A 25,687-nucleotide genomic window follows, 5' to 3' on the forward strand; every position below is an offset into this window, starting at 1 on the left:
AAAAGGCTATCACCATGCGCCGACTGGCATGCCTTCTCGCAATCCTTGCAGGGCTCTATGCCGCAACTCCCGCGGCCGCGGACGAGAGTGGATTTCTGGAACCGTTGAACGGCAGCTGGACGGGAACCGGCAAGGTGCTTCGAAAAATCGGCAGCCCGCCCATCGATGTCTCCTGCGGATTCAACATCAGCGCACCAGGCACTTCGATTTCCATGAAAGGGAACTGCCGTGGCCTTCTCATTATCAGCCGCGCGATTTCGGCGCAGCTCACGGCCCGGGGAAACCGATATTCCGGCACCTATACCGGTCCATCCGGCGCGACGTCGCAGCTGTCGGGCAGCAGGCAGGGCGATGTCATCAATCTGGCCGTGAACTGGGCGCGCCTCGTCAATGGCGACAGGGATGCCAATATGACCATCCGCAGACAGGATAGCGGCCAACTGACGCTGAGAACCATCGACAAGGATCTGACCTCGGGCAAATCCATCATTACCAGTGAAATCAACCTGCGCCGCCAATAGCGGGGCAGGCAATCCAATCAATCGCCGATCGAAGCCAGGGCAATCGCATATAGGACATGTCGGCGCCGCAGGCTCCCTCTCTCCTCGGGAGAAGAGGTGCGCAGCAACGATTTCATTTCACATGCGATGCCCTGCCATCGGAGCGGACTTGGAGATTGCGTCCTCCAGTGGCTTGGAAGGAGGAACGTCCAAAGATGTCCCTTGCTTGACTTTGCGCGCCTAATATGAGAACATAAAGTGAACAAATGGAGATTTCCATGACCAAGGCAGAACAAGTCATCGAACGTGCAATGACATTTGTCGCTGTCTCGAAGGCACTTCGGGAGCGCGAACAGGAACGGCGCGCCAACTGGACGCGCCGTGTCGAAATCAGCCGGCCGCTACCGCCCTTGCCGCGCGCCGTTCAGCTCTCGTTGAAACTCGACAGCTGAAATGGTGGGGGTGGTAACAGCACTCGGCAGGCTGTAAAGCGCCCGCCTTTTGGCGGGCGCACTGCTCTTGGGTTGCTTCAAGCCTTGAAGAAGGCCAGCAGATCCGCATTGATGATGTCTGCATGCGTGGTGGCCATGCCGTGTGGGAGGCCCTTATAGACCTTGAGCGTGCCGTTCTTCAGCAGCTTCGAGGAGAGAAGGGCCGAGTCCGCGATCGGCACGATCTGGTCATCGTCGCCATGCATGACGAGCGTCGGTACTTCGATCTTCTTCAGATCTTCGGTGAAGTCGGTTTCCGAGAAGGCCTTGATGCAATCGTAATGAGCCTTGGTGCCGCCCATCATGCCCTGACGCCACCAATTGTCGATCACGCCCTGCGAAATGACGGCGCCGGGGCGGTTGAAGCCGTAGAACGGCCCGGCGGGAACGTCGCGGAAGAACTGAGCGCGATTGGCTGCAAGTGCGGCGCGGAAACCATCGAAGACTTCCAGCGGCAGGCCGCCGGGGTTCTTTTCGGATTTGACCATGATCGGCGGCACTGCGCCGATCAGCACAGCCTTCGAGACGCGGCCATGACCGCCATACTGCGCCACATAGCGGGCAACTTCGCCGCCGCCTGTGGAATGGCCGACGTGAATGGCGCCCTTGAGGTCGAGATGCTCGGCAAGTGCTGCCACATCGGCGGCGTAGGTATCCATCTCGTTGCCGGTTGCCGTCTGGCTGGAGCGGCCGTGGCCGCGACGGTCATGGGCAATGACGCGGTAGCCCTGATGGAGGAAGAAGAGCATCTGGGCGTCCCAATCGTCGGAGCTCAAGGGCCATCCGTGATGGAAGACGATCGGCTGGCCTGCTCCCCAATCCTTGTAGAAGATCTGCGTGCCGTCCTTGGTGGTGATCGTACTGCTGCTCATTGTGTCCTTACCTTTCGAAGTTGTTTGCTTTGTAGAGGCTTGTGCAGGTTGAGCGAAGGGTGTGACGGCTGCAGCGGCGGCAAGGCCGAGCCCGGCTGTCATAACGCCCCGGCGGGTAGCTTGATGGATCGACTGGCTCATTTCAATCTCCATTGAATGTTATTGTGCGATTTATTATCGCGATAAACATATGGATAAGACCTTTCTTTCGCCTTGTCTACCCAGAAAACTACTCCGCAATCATTTATCGCGATAAATAAATGACACTGTGATGACAGCGCAAGACAGGCAAAACAAACGCTCGCCTTCGATCTCGAATGGATCGAGGCTTGGCATGCCCTTGCGCATGAAAGCTATTGCATCGGCCTGTCGGCGAAATGCGATATCGCGAATTCCGCAACTCTCGCATTCGACTTTCTTGCGTCGTCGAGCCAGAAGGGGAAAATCTGCCACTGATGGATCATGCCCGGCCAGATTTCCAGATTCACGCTGCCGCCTGCCTGACGCACCTTATCCGCCAGCCTCTTGCTGTCATCGAGCAGCGTCTCGCGCGAACCGACCTGTATCAGCAGCGGCGGAAAGCCGGAGAGATTGTCATAGAGCGGCGATATGTCCGGATCGTCGAAGGATCGATCCCGAACGAATGCATTGCGGATGAGGGTCAGCTCGTCCTTGCCCATGAATGGATCCTCGGACGCATTGGCCGTCAGTGAGGCACCCGTTCCCGCAAAGTCGGTGACCGGGCTCATTGCAACGACCGCCGCGGGAAGCGGACCCCTCAGGTGGAGCTGATTGAGGACGACCTCGATGGCCAAGGTTGCGCCGACCGATTCGCCGGCAACGACGATATTGCCGGCCTTGTATCCCGACGTCAGAAGCCAGCGATAGGCCGCAACCGCATCGTCCCTTTGCGCGGGAAAGCTATTCTCCGGCGCGAGGCGATAATCGATCAGCAAAACATCGGCCGACGCCGCCTTGGCAAGCGCGCCCGCGATGTTGATATGCGTTCGCAGCGAACCGCTGTAGAAGCCGCCGCCATGCAGGTAAAGAATGGCGCGCCGGCCGATCGGATGATGCAATCGCGCAGGCCAAATCAAATCGCCATCCACACCATTGGCATCGACATGCCGTATCTGCACACGCATCGGACCTGGCGTCGATGCCATGAGCCTCTCGAAACCGGCACGCCGCTGCACAAGGTCCGAGCCTGACATGGCGTTGCTGTCGCGCAATGTGCCTATAAGCTTTTCCACCTGGTCGCTCGACGCCTTGGTCTGCGGCGCCATCTCGGATGTCTCGGCAGCCACAGCCGGGGATATCGGAGAAAGGCTCGCGCTGATCAGACCTGTGCTGATCAGGATTGTCATCGCCGTGACGAAGCGTGACACGCAGCGAAATGATCGGAACTCGTTCATCAAATGAGCCTTTTCCCCGCAAGGCTGTGGACGATGTCATGATCCCACGGTCGCAGAAAAGCTATTTGTGTCAAGTATGATGGGTGACGTGAGACCGGAATTCCATTCGCCCGCCCGACCATCACGACCTCGACATGATCAACCTACGACCGCTTCCCTATCGGCGCTCCATTTCATCGAAGTGACAATGCCAGTGGACAAATCGATGCTCATCCGGGCTCGTGTCCGGCAGCCGCCGCAAGGCGAGCCATGATCGCCTGCCGCGCCGTCCTTGAGCCGGCAAGGCGTGCCTTGGTTCTGGCCAGCACCTCGGCGCTGGCCTTCTCCGGCAATCCGGAATGAAACGGCGGCTCCGGCGCATATTCCAGCGACAACTGGATCCCTTCGGCTTCCTCCTGGTCACGCAAGGCGACAACGATCGTCAGTCCGAAATCGATGCCGGCGGTCACGCCGCCCGCCGTGAAGAGATTGCCATCCCGCACGACGCGCCCCGGCGTGGCGACAGCTCCGAAATTCTCAAGGAAATCGCTCGCATTCCAATGGGTCGTCGCCTTCTTGCCCTTAAGCAAGCCAGCCGCGCCAAGGACGAGAGCGCCAGTGCACACCGACGTCACGAAGCGGGCTCGGGCTGCGTGCTCCCGGATGAAACCGAGGACCGCTTCATCCTCCAGCAGCGCGTTGACGCCGACGCCTCCGGGGACGCAGATCACATCGAGCGGCGGGCATTCGGCAAACGTCGTCGTCGGTTGCAATATGAGCTTCGTTGCCGAAACGATGGGCGACGCATCCTTCCAGATGAGATGCACCTCGGCATCATCCATGGAGGCGAATACCTCATAAGGTGCAGTCAGATCGAGTTGCTGGACGCCTGGAAAGGCAAGCAGGCCGAAGCGAATGGTCATGATATGTCTCCGATGATTGACTTTTGCGAGCTTATGCGACAACGATCTGGCACATTTGCCAAACAACCCTCATTTCTCGCCAATCATGCGCCGCATCGAAATTCTCGCTTTTGACAATGCGCAGCTGCTTGACATCACCGGTCCGCTGCAGGTTTTCACCAGCGCCAACGAGGCAGCAGCGCTCGAGTTCGATCGGCCGAAACCCTACGAGGCTGTCGTGGTCGCGGAACACACGCAGACCCGAACCAGCTCGGGTCTGGCGCTCATGACCGCGCCGCTTGCCGATGCCGATAGTCCGCTCGACACATTGATCATCGCCGGCGGCTGGGGCGTCAATAAAGCCTGCGACAATCTCGGCCTGATCGAATGGGTGCGCCGGCGAGCCGCGAGTGCCCGGCGGATAGCCTCTGTCTGCAGCGGCGCCTTTCTGCTGGCGGAAGCCGGTCTTCTGGACGGGCGACGGGCGGCAACCCATTGGAACCGTTGCGAAGAATTCGCCAAGCGCTTTCCGCGGGTGAAGCTCGAGCCCGATCCGATCTTCGTTCAGGACGGGCAGATCTGGAGCTCCGCCGGCGTGACAGCCGGCATCGACCTTTCCCTCGCCTTGATCGAGGCCGACCTTGGCCGTACGCTGGCGCTTTCGGTCGCGCGCGAACTCGTCGTCTTCCTGAAGCGACCGGGCGGCCAGGCGCAATTCAGTACGACGCTAAAGCTTCAGGAAGGTGGCGAACGCTTCGACCGCCTGCATGGCTGGATCATGGACAATCTGCGCACCGACCTTTCCCTGCAGACGCTTGCCGAGCGGGCGAATATGAGCGCACGCAGCTTCTCGCGCCATTATCTGAAGGCGACCGGGCGGACACCCGCGCGAGCCGTCGAAGAAATCCGCATCGAAGCAGCCCGCCGCCTTCTGGAAGAAGGCCTGAGCGTGCATCAGGCGCGCATGCGCTGCGGCTTCAGTTCGGAAGAAACCATGCGGCGCAATTTCATGCGGAAATTCGGGACAACACCGCAGGCATTTCGCGATCATTTCGCTTGAAGCCGGTTGCAATGGCAGCATCTGCCAGTGTGCCAAGCCAGCCGGCCATCGCGCAAGAATATCGCGCAACGCTCTTTCCCATATGCGCGGAGTCATCATAGGTTGCCGTAACCGGATTCCACACGAGGCTTAAGCAAAATGGCAATACACCGTTTCGCCCCCACCCATTATCACAACGTCATCGGTTCGTTGCCGCCAGCCCTGCATGTCGCCGACGGCGATACCGTCGTCACAGAAACGCTCGATGCCGCCGGCTACGATAAGCACGATATCAACCGCATCTCAGGCCCCAATCCGATGAACGGGCCGATCTTCATCGAAGGCGCGGAACCTGGCGATTCCCTCAAGGTCGAGATCCTGAGCATGGTGCCGACGCGCGATACCGGCTTCACTCGCAGCGTAGTCGCGAGCAATGTCGTTGACCCGCACGACGCCCGCGCTCTGCCGGCGAGCCAAAAGGTGATCTGGCGGATCGATCGCGAAGCCCTGACAGCGCGGCTGGCCGAGCCCGTTGCCGGTCTCGAAACCCTCACGCTGCCGCTGTCGCCGATGATCGGCTGCTTCGGAGTCGCACCGTCGCTCGGCCAGGCCATATCGACTGCGACCAGCGGCGAGTTCGGCGGCAATATGGACTATCGCCTGCTCGGGCCGGGCACCACCGTCTGGTTTCCGGTCTCGGCGCCGGGCGCGCTCTTCTTTCTGGGCGATTGTCATGCGGTGCAAGGCGACGGAGAGATTGTCGGTACGGGGATCGAAACCACGTTCGAAGTGATGGTGCGACTAAGCGTGGAGAAGAAAAAGACAATCGTCTGGCCGCGCGGCGAGACTGCGGAGGATATCTTCACCATCGGCAATGCCCGGCCGCTCGATCAGGCCCTGCAGCATGCCACCAGCGAAATGCTGCGCTGGCTCGGCTCCGATTACGGCCTCGACAAAACGGCGGCGAGCCACCTTCTCGGCCAGGTAGTCCGCTATGATGTCGGCAACGTCTTCGACCCTGCCTATACGATGGCCTGCCGCGTTTCGAAAAACTGGCTGAAGCGTCGATAGGGCGTCAGCCTGCATCCTGCGACAGGTCGCGCCTTTGGCGCGACACGTTGCTCTCCTGCCGCTCGCGCGCCATGCGGCTCACGGCGGCACGCAATTGCGGATGACGCGACATGAAGAGATTGAAGTCGCGGCGGTCCAGCACGAAGAGCTGACAGAAATCGACAGCGACGACATCGGCCGTACGGCGTGCGCCCGTCAGCAGCGCCATTTCGCCAAAAAAAGCACCGGCGCCGAGCCGGATCTCGTCATCCTCCAGCTGCACCTCGACCGCGCCGGAGGCGATGAAGAACATGCTGTCGCCGCGATCCCCGGTTCGGATGACGCGATCCCCCGGCGAGGCCGATCGCGGCCGGAAGAGGAGCAGCAGCTCCTCATGCTCGTTGTCATCGAGTTCGGCAAACATCGGGAAGGTTTCGATGAGCTGCTCGATCTCGAGATGGTGCTGGCGATCCCGTTCTTCGCGCTGCTTGTTGATTGCAGTCAATTGACGACGCAGGCCGTCCTGCTTGGCCATGCCGTATTTGTTCGCCAGGAACGGCCAGCGGGCAAAGGTCCATTTTTCCAGCCTCTCCGTGGCGTAGAAGGCCAGCGGATTGAGCGTGATCGACAGGATCGCGCCGGCAAGGATGAGATCCTGCCCTTCCCGTGTCAGCAACCCCAGCGAAACGCCGAGCCCGGCCAGAATGAAGGAGAATTCGCCGATCTGCGCCAGACCTGCCGCGACCGCAAAGCCGATGCTGGCCGGGTAGCGCAACAACAGCACGACGCCGAAGGCGATCAGCGACTTGCCCAGCATGATCAGCGCAAGCACACCGATGATCATCAGCGGTTCGCGGATGAGAACCGAGGGATCGAAAAGCATGCCGACGGACACGAAGAACAGTACCGAAAAGGCATTCTGCAACGGCAGGGAGTCAGCCGCCGCCCTGTGGCTGAGATGCGATTCACTCATCACGAGGCCGGCAAAGAAGGCACCCAGCGCAAAAGATACGCCGAAGATCTCCGCCGCGCCGAAGGCGATGCCGAGCGCGATCGCCAGAACCGACAGCGTGAAGAGCTCGCGCGAGCCCGTGCGGGCGACCGATGTCAAAAGCCAGGGCACCACGCGCGGCCCGATGAAGATCGCAACGGCTGCAAAGGCGGCCACCTTGACGAGGGTCATGGCGATCGTCATCCAGATCGAGCCGGAAGCGGCATGCTCGCCAACATCCGCATGGCCGCCTAAGACACCGGCGAAGGCGGGTAGAAGCACGAGCGCAAGCACCATGGCCAGATCTTCGACGATCAGCCAGCCGACGGCGACGCGGCCATTGGTCGAACTCACCAGATTGCGTTCTTCCAACGCCTTCAACAGCACGACGGTACTGGCAACGGCAAGGCTCAGGCCGAAGACCACGCCGGCGCCGACGCTCCAGCCCCATAGCGACGTCAACCCGACACCCAGCACTGTTGCGATTGCGATCTGTCCGATGGCGCCGGGAATGGCGACGCCGCGCACCGCCAGCAGGTCGGCGGCGGAGAAGTGCAGGCCAACGCCGAACATCAGCAGGATGACGCCGATCTCGGCCAATTGCGACGCCAGCGAAACATCGGCGACAAATCCTGGTGTCGACGAGCCGATGATGACGCCGGCCACCAGATAGCCGACCAGCGGCGGCAGATGCAGTCTGTCGGCCAGATAGCCAAAAATGGCCGCGAACACGAAGCCCGCGGCAATCAATGCGATCAATGCAACGTCGTGCGGCACGGCGGTCCTTCCCGTTTCACGGCGTTAAAGCCTATTCCCTCTGTTGAAGGCTACCTAGCATCGCTTTTGCCGGGCCGTCTACGGGGTCGTGTGCAACTGAGGAAAAACATCGCCTTGCCGATACACGTGGCCGAATACCAGGCTCAAGGCAAGGCGATGTGACAACCGAAACTTATTGATCAAGAACGATCTGCAGCTTGACGTCTGTCGGTCGGGCTTCGACCGCACGATCGAAGGCCTTGATGGAGTCCTCGAAGACAAAGGTCTCCGAAATCAATGGCTTCAGATCGACGCGGCCGGATGCGATCAGCGCGATGGAACGCTCGTACTGATGCGCGTAGCGGAAGATCGTCTCAATGCGAATTTCCTTGGTCGATGCCGTCGAAACGTCGAAGCCGACCGGATTGACCGGCAGGCCGACGGCAACGATGACGCCGCCCGGACGCGGCAGCGTCATGACGGTTTCCCAGGCCTTCGGCGAACCCGAGCATTCGAAGACGACATCGGCGCCCCAGCCGTCCGTGAGCCGGCTGACCTCTTCCACCAGGTTATTCTCGCGAATGTTGACCGGGATGACGCCCTGATACTGCGCGGCGATATCGAGCTTCGGCTGGGCAAGATCGGCAACGATCGCCCGCGCGCAGCCGCCGGCAAGTGCTGCAACTGCAACCATGATGCCGATCGGGCCGGCACCGAGCACGACGGCGGTGTCGCCGGGCGTGATGCGGGCCTTGGTTGCGGCCTGCATGCCCACCGCGAAGGGCTCGACCATCGCCCCCTCCGCAAAGCTGACATTGTCAGGCAGCTTGAACGTGTAGTTGGCCGGATGAACGACGAAGGGCGTGAGAACGCCATGGATCGGCGGCGTTGCCCAGAAGGTAACGGCGGGATCGACATTGTACATGCCAAGACGGCTGGCCTTGGAATTGGCATCAGGAATGCCCGGCTCCATGCAGACCCGATCGCCGACCTTCAGATGCGTCACGCCGGCACCGACTGCGACCACCGTGCCCGCCGCTTCATGGCCGAGTACCATCGGCGCGTTGACGACGAAGGGGCCGATCTTGCCATGCGTATAGTAATGCACGTCGGATCCGCAGACGCCGACCGTATGGATCTTGATCTTCACCTCGCCCGGCCCAACCTCCTGCGGCAGATCGATATCACGGATCGCCAATTCATGCTGACGCTCCAAAACCAGGGCACGCATCTTGCTCATCGCCTCTTCCTCTTTCCAAGCAACCAACGCCCCGCTGACACGGGGACGAAATCTTTGTCCGTTATATCGTGTGAGCTGGCCTCACAAAACGATCTTTACGCGATGCCGATAAACTTCCGCGGCCTTCCTGCAGGCAACGGCTTATCAGCATTAATATTAGACATTTCTTATTATTTAGCTCCCTATTGCCAATATTGACTGGAGTTCCATTTCTTGCCTTCTAATAATAGAGAAGGAGGGGCTCATTATGACAGTATATGATTGGACCGGTCAGCGCGCCCGCCGGATGAAGATGCTGCGTGCGGCAAGCTTCGCAATGCTTCTGATCATCCTGATGGCGATACCGGTGATATTGCTGCACTACAACGTCATCGAATACCCGCACTGACCACTTCGGAAAGACACGATCGTCATGCCGCCTTCCTCGCCTGCTTCGGCTTGCGCGAGACATTGTCGCCTGCCCTGCGGTCCAGCGGCAGGCAGTCCAGCACGGCTAGCAGCGCAATGATACCCAGCATCACGAAAGCCAGGCGGAATTCGATGGCAACGATGCCGCTTGCACCAAGCGGCGCACTGATTGCCTGGCCGATGCGGATGCCGATGGCGCCGACGGCAATACCCATACCCATGGTCAGCTGAAAGACTGTGCTGAACAGCGTGTTGGCGCCCGTCATCTGCTGCGGCGGAATATCGGCAAAAGCGATCGTATTCAGCGCGGTGAAATGCATCGACCGACACATGCCGCCAATGAACAGCACCGGCACGACGAACCAGAGAGGGGTGTCGGGCGAAAATAGCGCGCAGGCCGCGATGAAGATGGCATTAAGGATGCCGTTGACGATCAGGACCGGCTTGAAGCCGAAGCGGCGCAGGATGGGCGTCGTTGCCGGCTTCATTGCTAGATTGCCGGCAAAAACGGCTAGGGTCAGCATGCCGGCATGAAAGGCGCTAAGCCCGAAGCCGACCTGGAACATCAACGGCAGCAAGAACGGGACGGCGCCGATAGCCGTGCGGAACAACGATCCGCCGGAAATCGTGACGGCGAAGGTCGGCAGCCTCAACCCGGAAAGATCGATGAGCGGGTGCTCCGTCCGGAGAAAATGGAATACGGCAATGGCAAGCAGGATGAAGCCGGCAAGCACATAGGCCCATGCCTCCAACCATACCGGCTCCGGCCGTCCGATCAGCTCCAACCCGTACATCAGGCTTGCCAGGCCGATGCCGCTGACGATGAAGCCGATCCAATCGAAAGGGGGACGCGCCGTGCTCTTTGTTTCGGGAATGAGCATGAGCGAGAAGACGAAGGCGAGAATCCCGAGCGGCAGATTGAGGAAGAAGATCCATCGCCAGCTTGCATGGTCGGTGATGAAGCCGCCGAGCGGCGGCCCGAGGACCGGCGCCACCAGCGCCGGCCAGGTGATCGTTGCGATAGCCGAAATCAGCTTGTCCTTCGGCGTGTTGTTCAAAACGACCAACCTGCCCACCGGCACCATCATCGCCCCGCCGATGCCCTGCAGGATGCGCATCGCGACGAAGGAACCGACGCCATTGGCAAAGCCGCACAGGACCGAGGCGAGCGTGAAGATGATGACCGCCGTGGTGAAGACCAGACGGGCGCCGAAACGATCGCTGATCCAGCCGCTGATGGGAATGAAAACACCGAGCGTCAGCAGATAGGCGCTCATGCCGATATTGAGATCGACCGGACGGGCACCGAAGGAAACGGCCATCTGCGGCAGCGCGGTGGCGATGACGGTGCCATCCAGATTTTCCATGAAGAAGGCGCCTGCCACGAGCAATGCAATCAACAACGACCGAGACCCAGTCTGTTGCCGCTCCTCCCTCTGCCCACGCGTGGACATGTCATTCATCTATCGGCCACTCCGAATCCGCCTCGCACCCGGATGCATTTAACCGGCTCGGTAACGTTTACGATAGGCCGAAATCGTCCCATCAATCGATTGAGCGATCACGTTTCGCGAAGCGCACGGCGCGCAATTTGATCGGCACGCCGACCGCTCTCGATCCAAACGCGCTCCACGCGAAGCACCCCGGCAGGTTCATGTTGGTGAACAGAGCGATCAATCCGGCGCTAGTAGGCATGCATGCGCAAGACATGCTAGGGTTTTTCGTCGGAAGAATGCCGCAGGGAGAACAACAGCATCGACGTCATAACAATATGGAACAGCCCCAAACTGGCCGGAGACACTGGCTTGAAGCCTCCAAACGCAGTGTAGGCCGATGAGTGTCTTCGCAACGGCGCATCAATAAGGAACAAGAGCCCGCATAATGAAACATGGCCACGACGCATTGATCACCCCGGCGACGCCGGAGTCGAAACTGATCGTAACCCAATCGCCCTTCGACGCTTTTGTGCGAAAATACGGTACGATCCCGCGGCGCGGCGTCTTCGGCTATTTCGTCCATGAACTCGGCCGCCGCATCGTCGGCGGGAATTATCCCGTCGGCGCGACGCTGCCGAACGAGCCGGATCTCGTCGAACAATTCGGCATCAGCCGCACCGTCATTCGCGAAGCGATGAAATGCCTTGCCGGCAAAGGGCTCGTGGAAATCAAGACCCGCGTCGGCACGCGCGTCAAGGAGCGCTCCAACTGGCATCACCTCGATACGGATGTCATGGTCTGGTACTACGAGACCGGCCCGTCGGTCGAAATCATGCGTTCGATCAAGGATTTGCGGCTGGCGCTCGAGCCGGAAGCCACCGCGCGCGCGGCTCTGCGCCGCAGCGAGAGCGACATTGCAGCCATCAGCTCCGCTTATGAGGAAATGGCGTCCACCATCGGCGACGTCAACAGCAATGCCGATGCCGACCTGCGCTTCCATACGGCGATCTTCGCCGCCACCCATAACATGATCTATTCGCAGCTGATCGACCTGATTGCCGTCGGGATCTACGCCAACCGCACCCTTTCCGGCCAGGAAGACATAGCCGAGGGCCAAAAGCGCGCGCTGCCACTTCACAAGGCCATCCTCGACGCCATCCTCGCGCAGGATTCGGATGCTGCAATCAAGGCATCGCGAAACCTGCTGGATGCCTGGCTCGCCCGCGACTACGGCTTCTGAAGCACCGCAACTTGCCCTTGCAGGCTAGAGCGCGATGCCGAAAAGTGTAGGCGGTTTTCGGACGACATCACGCTCTACTTCTTTGATTCTAGAGCGGATTCAGATTTTAGGTCGATTCGACCTAAAATCATCCGGCTCTAGTGGGTCATCGCATCCTGGGCCTCCGTCTTGGGCAAGGGCGATCCGCGACCAGCGTCACGCGTGACCGGGATAAGCCAGATGGTCGCGCAGGTCGTCAAGGCGACGATGACGACTCCCCAGAAGCTCCAGTGCAATGCGGCATTGAACACGCCCCGAATTGCGGGGTCGCCGACAAGATCGGAAAGGCCGGTCGGCTGGTTGAGGATATCGTGGAGCCTCGCTGCCAGCTCACCGCTGCCGTAATGCGCGATACCGATATTCATGATCGCGCCGAGCGCGGTTGCGCCAAGTGTGTTGCCGAGGCTGCGCGAGAAGATGATCGATGCCGTCGCACTGCCGCGCATCGACCATTCGACGCTTTCCTGCACCAATACCACGCTGGTGAGGCTGATAAGGCCCATGCCGAAACCCATTAGGAACGAGCCGATGCCGGCGATCACCGGGCTGCTTTCCGGCGTCAACAACAGGAGGAAGAGCGAGCCGAAGGGAAACATGAGACTTCCGGCGCGCAGAGTGTTGCGGATGCCGAAGGTGCGGAAGAAGCGGCTTGCAAGCATGACGGCGAGTGGCCAGCCGACGATCAGCATGGTGAGCGTAAAACCTGCCTCGAGCGGCGAACGGCCGAGCACACCCTGAACGTAGATCGGCAGGACCGTGGTCAGGCCGATGAGCGCTATGCCGGCAAGCAGCGTGGCGGCATTGCTGGTCGCGATCAGCCGCCGGCTCCAGAGAGCAATCGAGATGATCGGCTCGGGGGCGCGCCGTTCCTGCCACAGGAACAGGATACCGGAGACGACGAAGACGATCGCAAGGGGACAGAGAACGGCAAAGCCGGCATCGGTCTCCGTCAGGATGACGAGCAGCGACACGATCGATATCGAAAACAGGACCGTGCCGAGATAGTCGATCTTTGCTTCGCGCGGCGTGATGGACTCATGCAGAAAGACCATGAAACCGGCAATGGCGAGTACGCCAAGCGGCAGGTTGATCCAGAAAATCCAGGCCCAGGAGAGGTTGTCGACAATGATGCCGCCGGCAAGCGGGCCGATGACGGCGGAGATCGCCCAGACGCTGGCAAGCGCGCCCTGCACTTTCGCACGCTCTTCCAGCTTGTAGAGATCGCCCACGACCGTCATCGTCACCGGCTGGATCGCACCGGCGCCGAGACCCTGAAGCAGCCTGAAGACGATAAGCGAGGCCATCGACCAGGCAAAGCCCGCAAGCGTCGACCCTACCAGGAAGATGAGGATGCCGCAGATGAGGATGGGCTTGCGTCCGAAAATGTCGGAGAGCTTGCCATAAATGACCGTTGTGGTGGACTGCGCCAGGAGAAAGGCGGAAAAGACCCAGCTGTAATAGGTGAAGCCGCCGAGCTGGCCGACGATGCGCGGCATGGCGGTGGCGACGATGGTCGCCTCTACCGCGACCATGAAGGTCGCGAGCATGATCGAGACGATGACCAACGGGCGTCTCGAGCGATCGACCGTGCTGGACATGACATTCCTTTCTGACTACTGCACTCGATGTCGAAGACGCGCAGGCCGCGATTAAGGCCATGGTCGAGCGCTCAAATGCTGGGATCGAAGTCTAGGGACAAGGACGATTGGAGGGCGGAGGCCTGCGGAATCGCTATAATAAGCTTTGCATATTGGTGCCGGTCGATGTCAACTGTTTAAACGCGAGCACGCTTGCTTCTTGGCGGACGCTGCGGCCTGAAATCTCGGAACAACAGATCCGGATCCAAAGGGCACTACCGCGGCTCTCAAGCCCATTGACGATACCACATAATTGCGCCTTAATGAATTAACTTCTTTGTCTTTGTTCATTTTCTGAACTTAGCTGCAGGAGTACCAACCGGAATTCCAACGGAGCGCCGAATTGCTCACCTCTTCCCAGCAGCAGCTCTTGCGGGTCATCAGCCAGTCAGGTCCTTCGAGCCGCACTGTTCTGGCGGCATCCATGGGCTTAAGCAAAGCCGCCATGAGCGGAATTGCGCGCGATCTGATTTCCCTTGGCGTCTTGCGGGAGACGGAGACTATCTACGGTCAGGGCCGCCCGTCGATCCTTTTGGATCTGCATCCGGAGGGTGCCTTCTTCGTCGGAGTTTCGCTGCTGGAAGATCCGGCACCCCTGGTGCTCAGTGATTTCAACGGCAACATCATCGCGCGCCAGACCATGCCATTGTCGCGCGATCCCGATGCCATCGCCGAGATGATCGCCGATACGCTGCCGAAGTTGCTTGCTGAACAAGAAAGGGCCGACGGCAAGCTTTCCGGTATCGGCGTGGCACTTTCCGGCTTCGTCGACGAGAAGCAGGCAAATTGCGTCAAATCCACCCTGCTCGGATGGCAGGACGTGCCGCTTGCTGGCATCATTAGGCAGAAGACCGGCATCGACACTTTCATCGAGAACGATGCCAAGGCGGTCGCCGTCAGCGAGAAGCTGTTCGGCAGCGCCCGCGACGTGCAGAATTTCAGCGTCGTTTCCTTCGGCAACGGCATCGGCTGCGCCCATTTCGTCGGCGGAAAGCTCTATCGCGGCAATCATGGCGGCGCCGGCGAGATCGCCCATTGCACCATAGAGCCCAACGGTTCGCCCTGCCGCTGCGGCAAGCGTGGCTGCCTCGACACCGTGGCTTCTCTGAAGGCAATCAAGGAAATGGCGAAGGCGGAGGGCCTTGCCTGCCATTCCCTCAAGGATCTGGAGACGGAGGCGTCGATCGGCAATGCCGCCGCGATCCGCATCCTGCATCGGGCCGGCAGCGCGCTTGGGCTGGCGATAGCCCATCTCATCCAGTTCAACGATCCCGGCCTGATCCTGATCACCCATGTCGAGGGACATTTCGATGGCCTGTTCGGCACGGTCATGCGGCAGGCAGCCGAGGCAAACGTATTGCCGCGCTATGCCGGCCAGACGCCGATCCGCACGCGGCGCGTCGATGGCGATGTCTGGGCACGGGGTGCGGCCAGCATCGCCGCTCATAATTTCCTGATTGGTTCCACCCCTTATTGAGGTTCCCATGCGCATCGCCGTCGGAGGCATTCATATCGAATGCAGCACCTACAATCCCGTCCTGAACGAAGAGAAGGACTTTCGCGTCCTGCGCGGCGCGGAGCTGACCGCAGCACCCTACTTCGCCTTTCTGAGGGATTACGATGGCGAATTCCTACCGATCATCCATGCCAGAGCCATCGCCGGCGGTCCTGTCGCGCGCCAGACCTATGAGGCCTTCAAGGCGGAATTCCTGGATGGGCTGAAGGCATTGCTGCCGCTTGACGGGCTCTATCTCGCCATGCACGGCGCCATGTATGTCGAGGGCATGGAAGATGCGGAAGGCGACTGGATCAGTGCGGCCCGCGCCGTCGTCGGCGACGACTGCATGGTCTCGGCGAGCTACGACCTGCATGGCAATGTCACCCAGCGCATCATCGATGCGCTCGACATGTATTCCACCTATCGCACGGCGCCGCATATCGATGTCGAGGAAACCATGCGCCGTGCCGTCAAGATGCTGACGGAAAGCCTGAAGACCGGCGTGAAACCCATCCTACTCTGGGCGCCGATCCCGGTGGTGCTGCCGGGCGAACGCACCAGCACCGTCGATGAGCCGGCCAAGAGCCTCTACGACATGCTGCCCCGGATCGACGCCCTCGACGGCGTCTGGGATGCGTCGCTCATGGTCGGCTATGTCTGGGCCGACGAACCGCGCGCCACGGCCGCCGCCATCATGACCGGCACGGATCGAGCGGTGCTCGAGCGCGAGGCAAAGCGCTTAGCGCAGGCCTATTGGGATGTGCGCAAGGATTTCGTTTTCGGCTCGGAGACCGGCTCGATCGAGCAATGTGTCGCAAGGGCGATTGCGAGCGCGACCGCGCCCGTGGTTCTGGCGGAATCCGGCGACAATCCGACGGGCGGCGGCGTCGGCGACCGCGCCGACGTGTTGGCGGAACTGATTGCCAAGGGCGCGCAAGGCGTGATCTTCGCCGGCATTGCCGACAAGGCCGCGACAGAAGCCTGCTACTCCGCCGGCCTCGGCGCCACGCTCGATCTTTCCGTCGGCGCGTCGCTCGACACGGCGGGCAGCAAACCGGTGAAGGGCCGCTTCACCATCAAGTTCCTGCTCGACGTCGCGGAGGCGAGCGACGCGCAGGCGGTCGTCTCTATCGGCGACATAGACCTCGTCCTGTCGGCCAAGCGCCGTCCCTATCACAATATCGCCGACTTCACCCGCCTTGGGCTCGATCCAAACAAGGCGAAGATCATCGTCGTCAAATCCGGCTACCTCTCACCGGAACTGGCGCCGATCGCCAATCCGAACCTGATGGCGCTGTCGCCCGGTGTCGTCGATCAGTTCGTCGAGCGCCTGCCGCGCCTGCGCAAGCAGAAGCCGACCTACCCCTTCGACAAGGATTTCGACTTCACACCCGAAACAGCTCTTTCGGCGCGCGCCCTCGGTCGTTGAAGGGTCTTGCCCGGATGGAAGAGGCTGCTGCACCGATCCGGCCTTGACGCCCTCGAAATCCGGGCAAATATCGCACCGAAACTCGCTTCTACAAGTCTTGTTGATCCGTGAGAACTCTCTCCGCAGATTCCTCGATTCTTGTCATCGAGCGGGCTGGCACATACTTTCTCCGGAGCCACTCAAGCTTCTTTCGAGGTTAGGGCCTAAAGGACGCCGGCCAAGCGTTACGGATCAATCACGAGACCGTCGCCAAGTGGCGCAAGCGGACATCAGTCGCAGACCTTCCAATCGGCCCGAAAGAACCGAGATCGACGGCCATTGCGCCTTTCGTTAACGCAAGTCGAAGGTCACCCCTTGCCTGCTAAATTTCGCCACGCTAAATTACGCAAGATTTAGTTGTATTTTGCCGACATTAGCTCGGCGGCCTACTCCGCTAACCCGATCCTCTCGTATGCTGACATGATTTGGAATCATCGCATTACCCGTGTTATCGTAGGTCTGCTGCTGTTGGCGCTCGCAATTGTCGTCTCCTTGCCAGCAATCACCGGCTATACAAGCCGTGACGGCACCGTCAATGCTCGGCTGGCACTCGTCAATGCTCCTATAGATGGCGTGATTTCAGGTGAGCCCGTCAAAGTCGGCACTCCCATCAAAGCCGGCCAAAGCCTCGTGGAAATCAGCAATCCGCGCGTGAACCGCGCGGTTCTGGCGTCACTCGAAGCAGAGCGCAACACCGCCCGCGATCGTGTGATTGCCCTGAAGAGGGAACGCGACGACCTCTCGCAGCTTCGCGAACAACTGAGCAATCGCTTGGAAATCTTCAAGCAGGCCACGATTTCGAACCTCGAACGCGAAGTCGATATCCTGCGAAAGAGAGTAGAGGTTTCGCAGGCACAGGATCTCGCTGCACAGGTAGACCTCGACCGCCGCAAAGAGCTCGCCTCCAGGGGTATTCTCACGCAAAGGATGGTCGATGCGGCACGGGCCGCTGGCGCCGCAACCGTCGGTGAGGTCGAAGTGAGCAATCTGACCGTCGATCAATTGCAACAGCGGCTGAGCGCGGTTCGACAAGGTATTTTTGTGTTCGGAGATGGTCAAAATGACGTCCCATACTCCCGGCAGCGCCAGGACGAGGTTATCGTCCACATCAGCGATTTGAACTCACGCATAGCCGAAAATGAAACACGAGCCGCGGAGGTCGAAAAGCAGCTGACCGAGGAGGGCATCCGCGTTAGCAGCCTTGAGTCCGCGACGGCGACGGCGCCGTTCGACGGCGTCGTTTGGAGCAGAAGCGTCGTCAACGGCTCCAATGTCGTCCTTAACAATGAGCTCATGCGAATACTGGATTGTCGGGAACTGTTTGTCGACATCCTCGTCCCCGAAGTGGATTATGATGATATCTATCCCGGGCTGGTCGCGCAGGTTCGCTTACTTGGGCGCAGCGATGTTTTCAAAGGCGAGGTCGTTTCCGTGAAAGGCAGTTCGGCAGCTATGGAAACCGATTCGTTTGCAGCCAGCCTGCCGATTTCATCACAACGCAGTGCTCGTATTCGGGTTCGCCTGGAATCATCCATCATGAACGGCGATTTCGAGAATTTCTGCCAAGTGGGACGGACAGTCCAGGTCCGGTTTCCCAGGCGCGGGATCGGTCTTTCGAATTGGGTCAAGAACCTGTGGTTCAGTATCTTCTAGCTCTCGCTCCGACCTTTCTCGTAATGGCTTTCTTTCTTCTGGGGCCATTCAATTGGTCACGCCATCATAGCTGGACCAGGACGATCACCTGCGGGTTCGTCGCAGCTGTTGCACTACGCTACATGCTTTGGCGCTTCACGCAAACCGTCCTTCCCTATCCCTATGATGGAATCAATTTCTTTTGGGTCTGGCTCGTTTTCGTCGTCGAGATGTTAGCCTTCACCGACGTCGTGCTTTTCCTTGTGCTCATGAGCCGTTACGTCAACCGAAGCGCCGAGACGGACGGGCTAGGCACCACCTTTTTTGCCCGTGAGAGACGCGAACTACCGACCGTTGACGTCTTCATTCCCACCTACAATGAGCCGCTGGACGTTCTGGAAAGGACAATCGTAGGCGCCCTGTCGCTCGATTATCCCGCCGACAAACTCAAAGTCTATGTCCTCGACGATCAGCGCCGCGATTGGCTCAAAACCTTTTGCGAACAGAAAAACGCCATTCACGTTACGCGCAGCAACAACGCACATGCCAAAGCCGGCAACATGAATAACGGCTTGCAGGTCAGCTCGGGTGAATTCGTTGCCGTGTTCGATGCCGACTTCGTGCCCTACCGGCACTTTCTTCGTCGGACATTACCCTTCTTTTCCGATGAAACCATTGGCATCGTCCAGACACCCCAGCATTTTTTCAATGCCGATCCGGTGCAGACGAATTTGGGGCTTGAGAACATCTGGCCGGATGAACAACGCCTGTTCTTCGACGAAATCGCGCCCAGCCGGGATGGATGGGATGTCAGTTTCTGCTGTGGCTCATGTTCGATCGCACGACGTACGGCAGTCGAAGCGATCGGCGGCTTTCCGACGGAGTCCATCACAGAGGATCTGCTGACTACACTTTCCATGCTCAACAAGGGTTACAAGACGCGCTATTTGAACGAACGTCTTTCGATGGGGCTCGCGGCGGAAAATCTGACCGGCTATTTCGTTCAGCGTGAGCGCTGGTGCCAGGGGGGCATTCAAACGCTTTTCCTGCACAATGGCCCATTGCGCGGCCCAGGACTATCGCTTTTCCAACGCATCATGTTCCTGCCGGCTTCATGGTTGGTGCAGTATCTGGTCCGCTTGATGATTCTGGTCATCCCGATTGCTTATCTCTGGTTCGGACTGCTGCCGCTTTATTTCACGGATATGGCCGACTATGTCTCCTATCAAGTTCCGCTGCTGGCGGCCTATTTCCTTCTCATGCTTTGGATAACACCAACACGATATTTGCCGGTAATCTCAAGCGCCGTCGGAACCTTTGCGACGTTCCGAATGCTGCCGACCGTTGTGTCGAGCCTGATACGACCCTTCGGCAAGCCCTTTAGAGTGACGCCGAAGGGCAGCGGCAACCAAGCAGGCCAATTTGACCGGTACACGTTTTCCTGGATCGCAACCTTGATCATGATCACCGCCCTCGGATTACTGATCGATATTGTCCCCGAGACCACGCAACTTCAGGCTGAATTTTCGCCGATCGCAGCCTTTTGGGCAGGCATCAATATCGTCGTTTTGCTTATCGCCTCCCTAATTTGCTTTGAGAAACCCCAGCGACTGTTCCATGCCTTCAAATTGGACGAACCCGCCACAGTAGACGACATTTCTGGCCGGCTGGTTAGCCTGGCGCTGGACAAGGCGGTCGTGGCAATCCCCCCCGATTCACAATTCGAGTCTAAATCGGTCACCTTGCACCTTAAAGGCTTTGCGCCTTTCAATGCGGAATTGAGGCAGGTCACGCAGCGACGCAGGAGCATGAGCCGCGGCGGCGACAGGCAAGCATACTATCTCCACCTTCACTTCGATCTCCACGGCGCTATTCGAGACGAAATGATCGTGAAGCTCTACACGGGAGAATATTCGCAGGATATTCCAGACATCGACAAGGTCGCCGTGTCAGTCAATCTTCTGCTGCGCTCCTTCGGCCGGGTACGCACATTTTAAGCCGGAGTTGAATCCTCACTTCTGATTTGAGCAGTGCATACGGACTAATATTGTGCCCGCCTACATGAGTACGCAAAGAATGAGCGAGCCTACAGGCTTTCGCCATCCTGTCGGCGACGGTCGTGCCGGCAATGAGCGGGCATTGTTACGTCAAACGCAAATCCACAAGAGGGTGGAGCTTCTTGAGATTCGGCAGGGATTTCGTTTGCCAGGGGATTTGCGACGAGCCGCATATGGTGAGGTGAATATCCGGATTCTTGCGTGCTTCGATCGTCAATTTAGCAAGCAGATTGATGCCGGATGAGTTCAAAAACTGTAGACCAGTCAGATCGAAAGTCGCTTTGCCGCTGCCTCCATAGAGAATCTCCCTGGCCAGATCATAGACCGGCGCATAGGCATCAGGACCCGCCATGCGCATGGTCCCGTCGAAATACAAGGTACTGCCTTCGGACCAGACGCGGAATGCTTCTTCTTTGATTTCCATAAAGGGCCTCTCGCGGGTTCATGTCGATGGAATCGCCATCGCGGCATAGGTTTGCAGCTTGATCTGCTTGTGCGGACCATGCTCATCAAAATGCCAGGCCAAATCAGCCTGGTAGTCGCTCATCAACGTCAACAGTCCTAACCCGGACGCATTGTTTCCTGCAAGAACGCTTGCTTCGATCTGTTCTATGAGGAGATCGCCGGGATCACCGGCCGTCACCTTCTGCAATAGTTGTTGGAAGCGGGCAGCCGCTACGCGGTCGATCAGGTTCACGATCCGCATCTTGAAATGATCGGTATCCAGCAAGGCCTCGATAAGGATTTCGCCTGAGCCGCGAAACTTGATGGAATTTTCGATGAGCTCGTTGGTCAGGTAACCGATGTCGTGTCGCACCGTCTTGTATTGGCGCTCGGAAGCGCGGAAACCGAGCGCCATCGTCTCCGCGATAAAGTCTGATGTCATGGCCGAATGGCGCCACGCCAGATGAAGCGGACCGTCGAACAGGCGAATGCGAAGGGCATTGGCGGCGTCGAACGAAACCAGATCTTCCCTGCCGAAAGTTGCTGTCGTCATCTCCTCACCTGTGCCGCATCACCACCAGGGTAATATCGTCATGGATCTTATGGGTCCCGATATAAGTCATTAAATCGTCGAGTATGCCCTCGACGACCTCTTCCGCAGTCCCGCCATGCAGGCGGCGGGCATCCTCCAAAAGCCTGTCGAAGCCGAACAGCTCGCCCTTTGAATTCTCCGCTTCGGTGACACCGTCGGTGTGCAGGATAACCATGTCGCCTTTCTCGAAGGGCACTTGCCGCGTATCGATAAAGGGAGCTATGTCGAGCTCGAGGCCGACCGGAAGACCGAGATCGCCCGTGTCTATCCGCTCCACCTTGCCATCCTGGCGAATAATGATCATGTCTTCGTGCTGACCGGATACCGTCAGTTTCTCGCCGTCATAGTCGAGGAACGACAAGGTTAGATGCTTGTCGGTCCGTGTCCGTTCGATGTTCTTGAAGATTGTGCGGTTGAGATCGGTCAGGAATTTTGCCGGATCCATCTCGCCTGCCTCCTGCAGGGCGCGGGCGATCGATTGCACCATCAGCATCAGCACGCCGCTCTCCAGCCCGTGACCGGTCACGTCACCGATGCCGATCTTCAGGTTGTTTCCGTTCTGCAGAACATCATAGTAGTCGCCGCCGACTTCGTCGGCCGGGCGCATATAGGCAGCTATCTCCAGATGTTTGTTGGCCGTCAGCTCCTTGGCCCGTGGCAGGACCATGAGCTGGATCTGCCTGGCGACATTGAGCTCCGCACCCAGCCGCAGGTTTTCGTTCTTCAATTGACTGTTGAGGGTTGAAATCTCTTCCTTGGCCGCCTCGATCTCCTTGGTTCGCTCCGAAACGAGGTTTTCGAGGTTTTCGGTGTGGAAGCTGATATCCTCCGCCATCCGGTTGAATGCGATGCCGGCTTCCGCCACCTCGTCCCTGGTCGAGATATCGACCCTGACCGAATAATCCTTCGCCTGTATGCGTTTGGCGGCGCTCGCCAGCGCACTGATGCCGCTGGTAACGCGCTTCGAGGCAGCAAACACCGCGGCCGTGACGATGATCAGGGACACCAGCACCGCCATGATCTGATAGAGCAGGATGCGGTTGGTCGCCCGCGATATCTCGTCCTTGGCGGCAATGAGCGAAGCATAGATCTCGCGCTCAGGCACCACTATTCCCAGCGACATGACTTCGCGTTGCACCGGTCCGTCCACCCAGAGATTGGTCGGGGGCAATTGCTTGACAACCACGAGATAGGGAACGTCCTCTCCCTGTTCGCGGAGGCTAATGTGCTGGATCGCACCATCGGCGTCGAGCGGCAGCTTGGTGATGGCCGCCTGCATGCTGTTGCGCAAGGATCGGTCGAGGCCGGTAACCCCCTTGGCGGCAGCATCGCTGGCGGCGCGCAAGCCGATGACCTTTTCGCCCACCGGGTTGATTGCGACGACGTTTCCGTTCGACATAGTGAGGAAGCCGAAGCCGGTTTGGGCGACTTTGACGTGTTCAACGATTTCGGCAAGTTGTGTGAGCGTGATATCGGCGCCGGCGGCGCCGGCCAAATGATGCCGATCCGGCGTCCAGAGCGGATGAAAAAAGCTGACGATCAGCTTGCCGGTGATGGCGTCGGTATAGGGGGCCGTCTGGGTGATGTAATCGGCAACGGGGCGCGATGACGGGTTGGAGGCCCATTGCTGCCAGGATTCGTAGAGCCCCGGAAAAAAGAAGGTCCAGAAGTCTGCGCTATTGTGCCCGGGATAGAGTTTGTCGAAGGTCTGTGCCTGGGTCGTATAGGGCGCAGTCCGGAAAATCGGGCGCTCCCTCGGGCCGATATAGTACATCTGTAGCTTCGATGCGCCGTTATGCAGCAAGGAAGGGGCTACCAGATCGAGCACCGCGCTCCATTCTACGTCGGCCTGTACCTGAGGCAGGGGATGATGATCCTTGTCGAGCAGGTAACCCCAGACGCTGATGACCGAGGGCGTGCCGGGTGGGTTTTGCGACCATTGGCCAACCGGGTCGTAGGTCACCGTTACGGCGCCTGGAGAGGCTCTGCTCATGGCAGCACCGACGTCGACACTTCTCGCCGGATCATCGATCTGTCCCTGAAGCACGCCTGCCAGCGCCTTCACATCGGAATGGACCTGGTTGATCAGCAGACCGACCTCTGCGGCGGTCGAATCCGCATAGGAGCGAATGTAATCCTGGCTCGCCTTCTCCAGACCCTGTCCCACCTCGGTCGTGGCGTTGCGCGAAAGGCGCTGCACGTTCCACAGCGCAAGGCCACCGCTGACCAGGAGGTCGAACAGAACCGCTCCCCCCACGACGAGCAGAAACTTGGCACGAAATGAGCGCAGCCCGAGCCGTTGCTTGGCAATTGACATGTCTGTCATAGCGGTTTCTGTCCCGAAGAAGCCCAGATCGGCCAGCCGGCATAGCCTCTTGGATGGAGCGCGGCAAAAATATGATCGGCGAAACCTTGCTTGAATCGCTCGATGAATGCGGCCGAATCTCCTCTTCTGACCGCCATTTCATCGGCATAGACATTCTGCCACGCCGTGATGATGTCGGCGAAGTCCTGGGGTTCGCCGTCGAGATTGGTAACCATGAAACTTTCCATCCGCACATCCTTGAAACCGGCGTCCAGCAGCATGCGGCGACCCTTGGGCCCCATTTCGACATCCATATCGAAGTGGGCGAACAGCTTCGCGACCTCGTTATAGGTCCATTGGATGCTGTCGGCTCTGGGTTCGCCAAGACAATGGGAGTTCTTCTCGTTGGTGATGTAGACCCTGCCACCCGGCTTGCATATGCGATAGAGCTCCCGAAGCAGAACATCCGGGCGGTCGAAGATCTGCAATGAGTGCCTGCAGGTCACGAAATCGAACTGGTCGCTGTCGAACAGCATCTGGGATGCATCGCCATAGGTATATTCGATGTCCTGGACGCCGAAGTCGTCCGCCACCTTGCGGGCATATTCGAGGCTGGGCATCGAATGGTCGAGAGCCACGATCCGTGCCGGCTTGAAATCCTTTCGCAACAGCATGGCGAAATCGCCGATGCCGCAACAGATGTCGGCGATATGCAAGCCCTCGCGAAGGCCATGCCGCGGCAGTATCTCGCACTCGTGCCGCCACGTCATTTTCGTCTGGGTGCGGAGGATCGGTATGAAGTTCTGGTTCTCAACGAATGTCTGCCCGGGATAGAAGGCGGAATCATAGATGTCGACGGTGATGTTGGGCGACAGATCGCTCAAATGGCGAAACAGTCGCGATGCCCATGCAACGACGCTCGAAGCGACGACCGTCAGTTTGAGATCGGGCCTCGATCGCGTGGCATCGAGGAGTACATGCGTCAGGGCGCGGAACGCCGTGTTGTTCATGTGGGTGACGCGCTTCAGGTTGACATAGCAGACGCCGTTCACCGTCTCGATGCCGTTGCGCAGCAGCGCGAGATCATCGGCAAGCTCCGCAACCGAATGCGGCCTGAGGACCCCTGACAGGGAGAATTCCTGATTATTGGCATCGAATTGCGCCGTGAAACGGCCAGAGGAGAGGTTGCTCAATTGAGTAGCCTTTCGAGCGCGAGATCCACCACGAAAGTCATCTTTCCTGTATCCTGATCAGGCAATTCGATGTCGGCATCGTAGTTGACGGCAAGGCCGAGAAGGATCGCATGCTCAACACGCGCAGCGTCATCGGTGATGACCTCGAGATAGTTTGCCAACGCCTGGCCGTTTCCAATGCGCTCGACGATTGTCTCATATGAATTGCGTTGCTCGGCCGTGCAGGGAAAGGACAATTCGATCCGTTCGATCGTGCCATTTCGATAGAACCGACAGCTAAGAACACCGTCACTCTCCCTGGTGTGGAACGACATCTCGAAGAGCTCGTTCAGAGCTGCCGAAAGCAGATTGGCATGGCGGATGGGATCGTGGCGATCGTGGCTGACCATGCGAGCCACATAAGCGGCGCATTGATCGCAATGCGACCAGTCCGCCACCAGGGTCGCCATCTCCATCTCCAGTTCAAGCAATGGCTCGAAAGCCGCGTCCACTTGCACTTTCAT

General features: G+C 59.1%; 22 protein-coding genes. 10 read left to right on the forward strand and 12 right to left on the reverse strand.

Annotated elements, in window-relative coordinates; genetic code table 11:
- The first annotated feature begins 14 nt into the window (after window positions 1-14).
- Window positions 15-521 (forward strand): hypothetical protein, encoded by a 507-nt coding sequence (locus FP026_RS04210; protein ID WP_149633370.1) that lies wholly within the window; start codon window positions 15-17, stop codon window positions 519-521.
- A gap of 257 nt (window positions 522-778) precedes the next feature.
- Window positions 779-952 carry a hypothetical protein gene (locus FP026_RS30115; RefSeq protein WP_086005378.1) on the forward strand — a complete coding sequence of 58 codons (174 nt, stop codon included), beginning with the start codon at window positions 779-781 and terminating at the stop codon, window positions 950-952.
- Between the two features lie 77 nt (window positions 953-1,029).
- Here the strand turns inward: FP026_RS30115 and FP026_RS04215 are convergent, their stop codons facing one another.
- The 3 genes from FP026_RS04215 to FP026_RS04225 all read right to left on the reverse strand — a co-directional run bounded on the left by FP026_RS04215 (window position 1,030) and on the right by FP026_RS04225 (window position 4,180).
- Window positions 1,030-1,863: an alpha/beta fold hydrolase gene (locus tag FP026_RS04215; protein WP_149633371.1), complete on the reverse strand. Its 834-nt coding sequence runs from the start codon at window positions 1,861-1,863 to the stop codon at window positions 1,030-1,032.
- 353 nt (window positions 1,864-2,216) lie between these two features.
- Complete coding sequence (locus FP026_RS04220; RefSeq protein ID WP_149633662.1) at window positions 2,217-3,230, reverse strand: alpha/beta hydrolase; 1,014 nt, start codon at window positions 3,228-3,230, stop codon at window positions 2,217-2,219.
- Between the two features lie 257 nt (window positions 3,231-3,487).
- On the reverse strand, window positions 3,488-4,180 hold the full coding sequence (locus FP026_RS04225) for a DJ-1/PfpI family protein (RefSeq protein ID WP_149633372.1): 693 nt from the start codon (window positions 4,178-4,180) through the stop codon (window positions 3,488-3,490).
- Between the two features lie 85 nt (window positions 4,181-4,265).
- Here FP026_RS04225 and FP026_RS04230 point away from each other — a divergent pair, with 85 nt between their 5' ends.
- A complete protein-coding gene (locus FP026_RS04230; protein WP_149633663.1) occupies window positions 4,266-5,219 on the forward strand; it encodes a GlxA family transcriptional regulator in 954 nt (317 codons plus the stop codon).
- 138 nt (window positions 5,220-5,357) lie between these two features.
- On the forward strand, window positions 5,358-6,269 hold the full coding sequence (locus FP026_RS04235; protein WP_149633373.1) for an acetamidase/formamidase family protein: 912 nt from the start codon (window positions 5,358-5,360) through the stop codon (window positions 6,267-6,269).
- A gap of 4 nt (window positions 6,270-6,273) precedes the next feature.
- Here FP026_RS04235 and FP026_RS04240 read toward each other — a convergent pair whose 3' ends face one another.
- Together FP026_RS04240 and FP026_RS04245 are read right to left on the reverse strand one after the other, a co-directional pair.
- Window positions 6,274-8,016: a cation:proton antiporter gene (locus FP026_RS04240; protein WP_149633374.1), complete on the reverse strand. Its 1,743-nt coding sequence runs from the start codon at window positions 8,014-8,016 to the stop codon at window positions 6,274-6,276.
- A gap of 172 nt (window positions 8,017-8,188) precedes the next feature.
- Window positions 8,189-9,235 carry an NAD(P)-dependent alcohol dehydrogenase gene (locus FP026_RS04245; protein WP_149633375.1) on the reverse strand — a complete coding sequence of 349 codons (1,047 nt, stop codon included), beginning with the start codon at window positions 9,233-9,235 and terminating at the stop codon, window positions 8,189-8,191.
- Between the two features lie 247 nt (window positions 9,236-9,482).
- Here FP026_RS04245 and FP026_RS30120 point away from each other — a divergent pair, with 247 nt between their 5' ends.
- The gene (locus FP026_RS30120; RefSeq protein WP_188112491.1) at window positions 9,483-9,623 is read left to right on the forward strand and encodes a hypothetical protein; all 141 of its coding nucleotides are present in this window, start codon (window positions 9,483-9,485) and stop codon (window positions 9,621-9,623) included.
- A gap of 22 nt (window positions 9,624-9,645) precedes the next feature.
- Here the strand turns inward: FP026_RS30120 and FP026_RS04250 are convergent, their stop codons facing one another.
- Window positions 9,646-11,106 carry a DHA2 family efflux MFS transporter permease subunit gene (locus tag FP026_RS04250; protein ID WP_210247955.1) on the reverse strand — a complete coding sequence of 487 codons (1,461 nt, stop codon included), beginning with the start codon at window positions 11,104-11,106 and terminating at the stop codon, window positions 9,646-9,648.
- Window positions 11,107-11,524: 418 nt separating this feature from the next.
- On the opposite strand from FP026_RS04250, the gene FP026_RS04255 reads away from it, so the two are divergent.
- Entirely contained in the window at window positions 11,525-12,319 is a 795-nt protein-coding gene (locus FP026_RS04255; RefSeq protein WP_149633376.1) for a FadR/GntR family transcriptional regulator, read from the forward strand.
- Between the two features lie 137 nt (window positions 12,320-12,456).
- Here the strand turns inward: FP026_RS04255 and FP026_RS04260 are convergent, their stop codons facing one another.
- Entirely contained in the window at window positions 12,457-13,956 is a 1,500-nt protein-coding gene (locus FP026_RS04260) for an MDR family MFS transporter (protein ID WP_149633377.1), read from the reverse strand.
- Window positions 13,957-14,338: 382 nt separating this feature from the next.
- Here FP026_RS04260 and FP026_RS04265 point away from each other — a divergent pair, with 382 nt between their 5' ends.
- The 4 genes from FP026_RS04265 (at window position 14,339) to FP026_RS04280 (ending at window position 20,590) form a co-directional block, all read left to right on the forward strand.
- Complete coding sequence (locus FP026_RS04265) at window positions 14,339-15,472, forward strand: ROK family transcriptional regulator (RefSeq protein ID WP_149633378.1); 1,134 nt, start codon at window positions 14,339-14,341, stop codon at window positions 15,470-15,472.
- 7 nt (window positions 15,473-15,479) lie between these two features.
- Entirely contained in the window at window positions 15,480-16,922 is a 1,443-nt protein-coding gene (locus FP026_RS04270) for a M81 family metallopeptidase (RefSeq protein ID WP_149633379.1), read from the forward strand.
- Between the two features lie 459 nt (window positions 16,923-17,381).
- Window positions 17,382-18,614, forward strand: coding sequence for an HlyD family secretion protein (locus FP026_RS04275; RefSeq protein WP_149633665.1), 1,233 nt, complete (start codon window positions 17,382-17,384; stop codon window positions 18,612-18,614).
- Window positions 18,596-20,590 (forward strand): glycosyltransferase, encoded by a 1,995-nt coding sequence (locus tag FP026_RS04280; RefSeq protein ID WP_149633380.1) that lies wholly within the window; start codon window positions 18,596-18,598, stop codon window positions 20,588-20,590. The genes FP026_RS04275 and FP026_RS04280 overlap by 19 nt, the downstream gene beginning before the upstream one ends.
- Window positions 20,591-20,735: 145 nt before the next feature.
- On the opposite strand, the gene FP026_RS04285 is transcribed toward FP026_RS04280, so the two are convergent.
- From FP026_RS04285 to FP026_RS04305, 5 genes are read right to left on the reverse strand one after another with little or no spacing between them, the layout of a single operon-like run.
- Entirely contained in the window at window positions 20,736-21,074 is a 339-nt protein-coding gene (locus FP026_RS04285; protein WP_149633381.1) for a slr1659 superfamily regulator, read from the reverse strand.
- Window positions 21,075-21,092: 18 nt separating this feature from the next.
- Window positions 21,093-21,647 (reverse strand): slr1658 superfamily regulator, encoded by a 555-nt coding sequence (locus tag FP026_RS04290; protein ID WP_149633382.1) that lies wholly within the window; start codon window positions 21,645-21,647, stop codon window positions 21,093-21,095.
- A 4-nt stretch (window positions 21,648-21,651) separates the two neighbouring features.
- Entirely contained in the window at window positions 21,652-24,012 is a 2,361-nt protein-coding gene (locus FP026_RS04295; RefSeq protein ID WP_149633383.1) for a SpoIIE family protein phosphatase, read from the reverse strand.
- On the reverse strand, window positions 24,009-25,184 hold the full coding sequence (locus FP026_RS04300; protein WP_149633384.1) for a class I SAM-dependent methyltransferase: 1,176 nt from the start codon (window positions 25,182-25,184) through the stop codon (window positions 24,009-24,011). Before FP026_RS04300 ends, FP026_RS04295 begins: the two co-directional genes overlap by 4 nt.
- Window positions 25,181-25,687 carry a ubiquinone biosynthesis methyltransferase UbiE gene (locus FP026_RS04305; RefSeq protein ID WP_149633385.1) on the reverse strand — a complete coding sequence of 169 codons (507 nt, stop codon included), beginning with the start codon at window positions 25,685-25,687 and terminating at the stop codon, window positions 25,181-25,183. Before FP026_RS04305 ends, FP026_RS04300 begins: the two co-directional genes overlap by 4 nt.

The sequence above is a fragment of the Martinezella tropici genome (assembly GCF_008370325.1).
Classification (GTDB): Bacteria; Pseudomonadota; Alphaproteobacteria; order Rhizobiales; family Rhizobiaceae; genus Rhizobium; species Rhizobium tropici_B.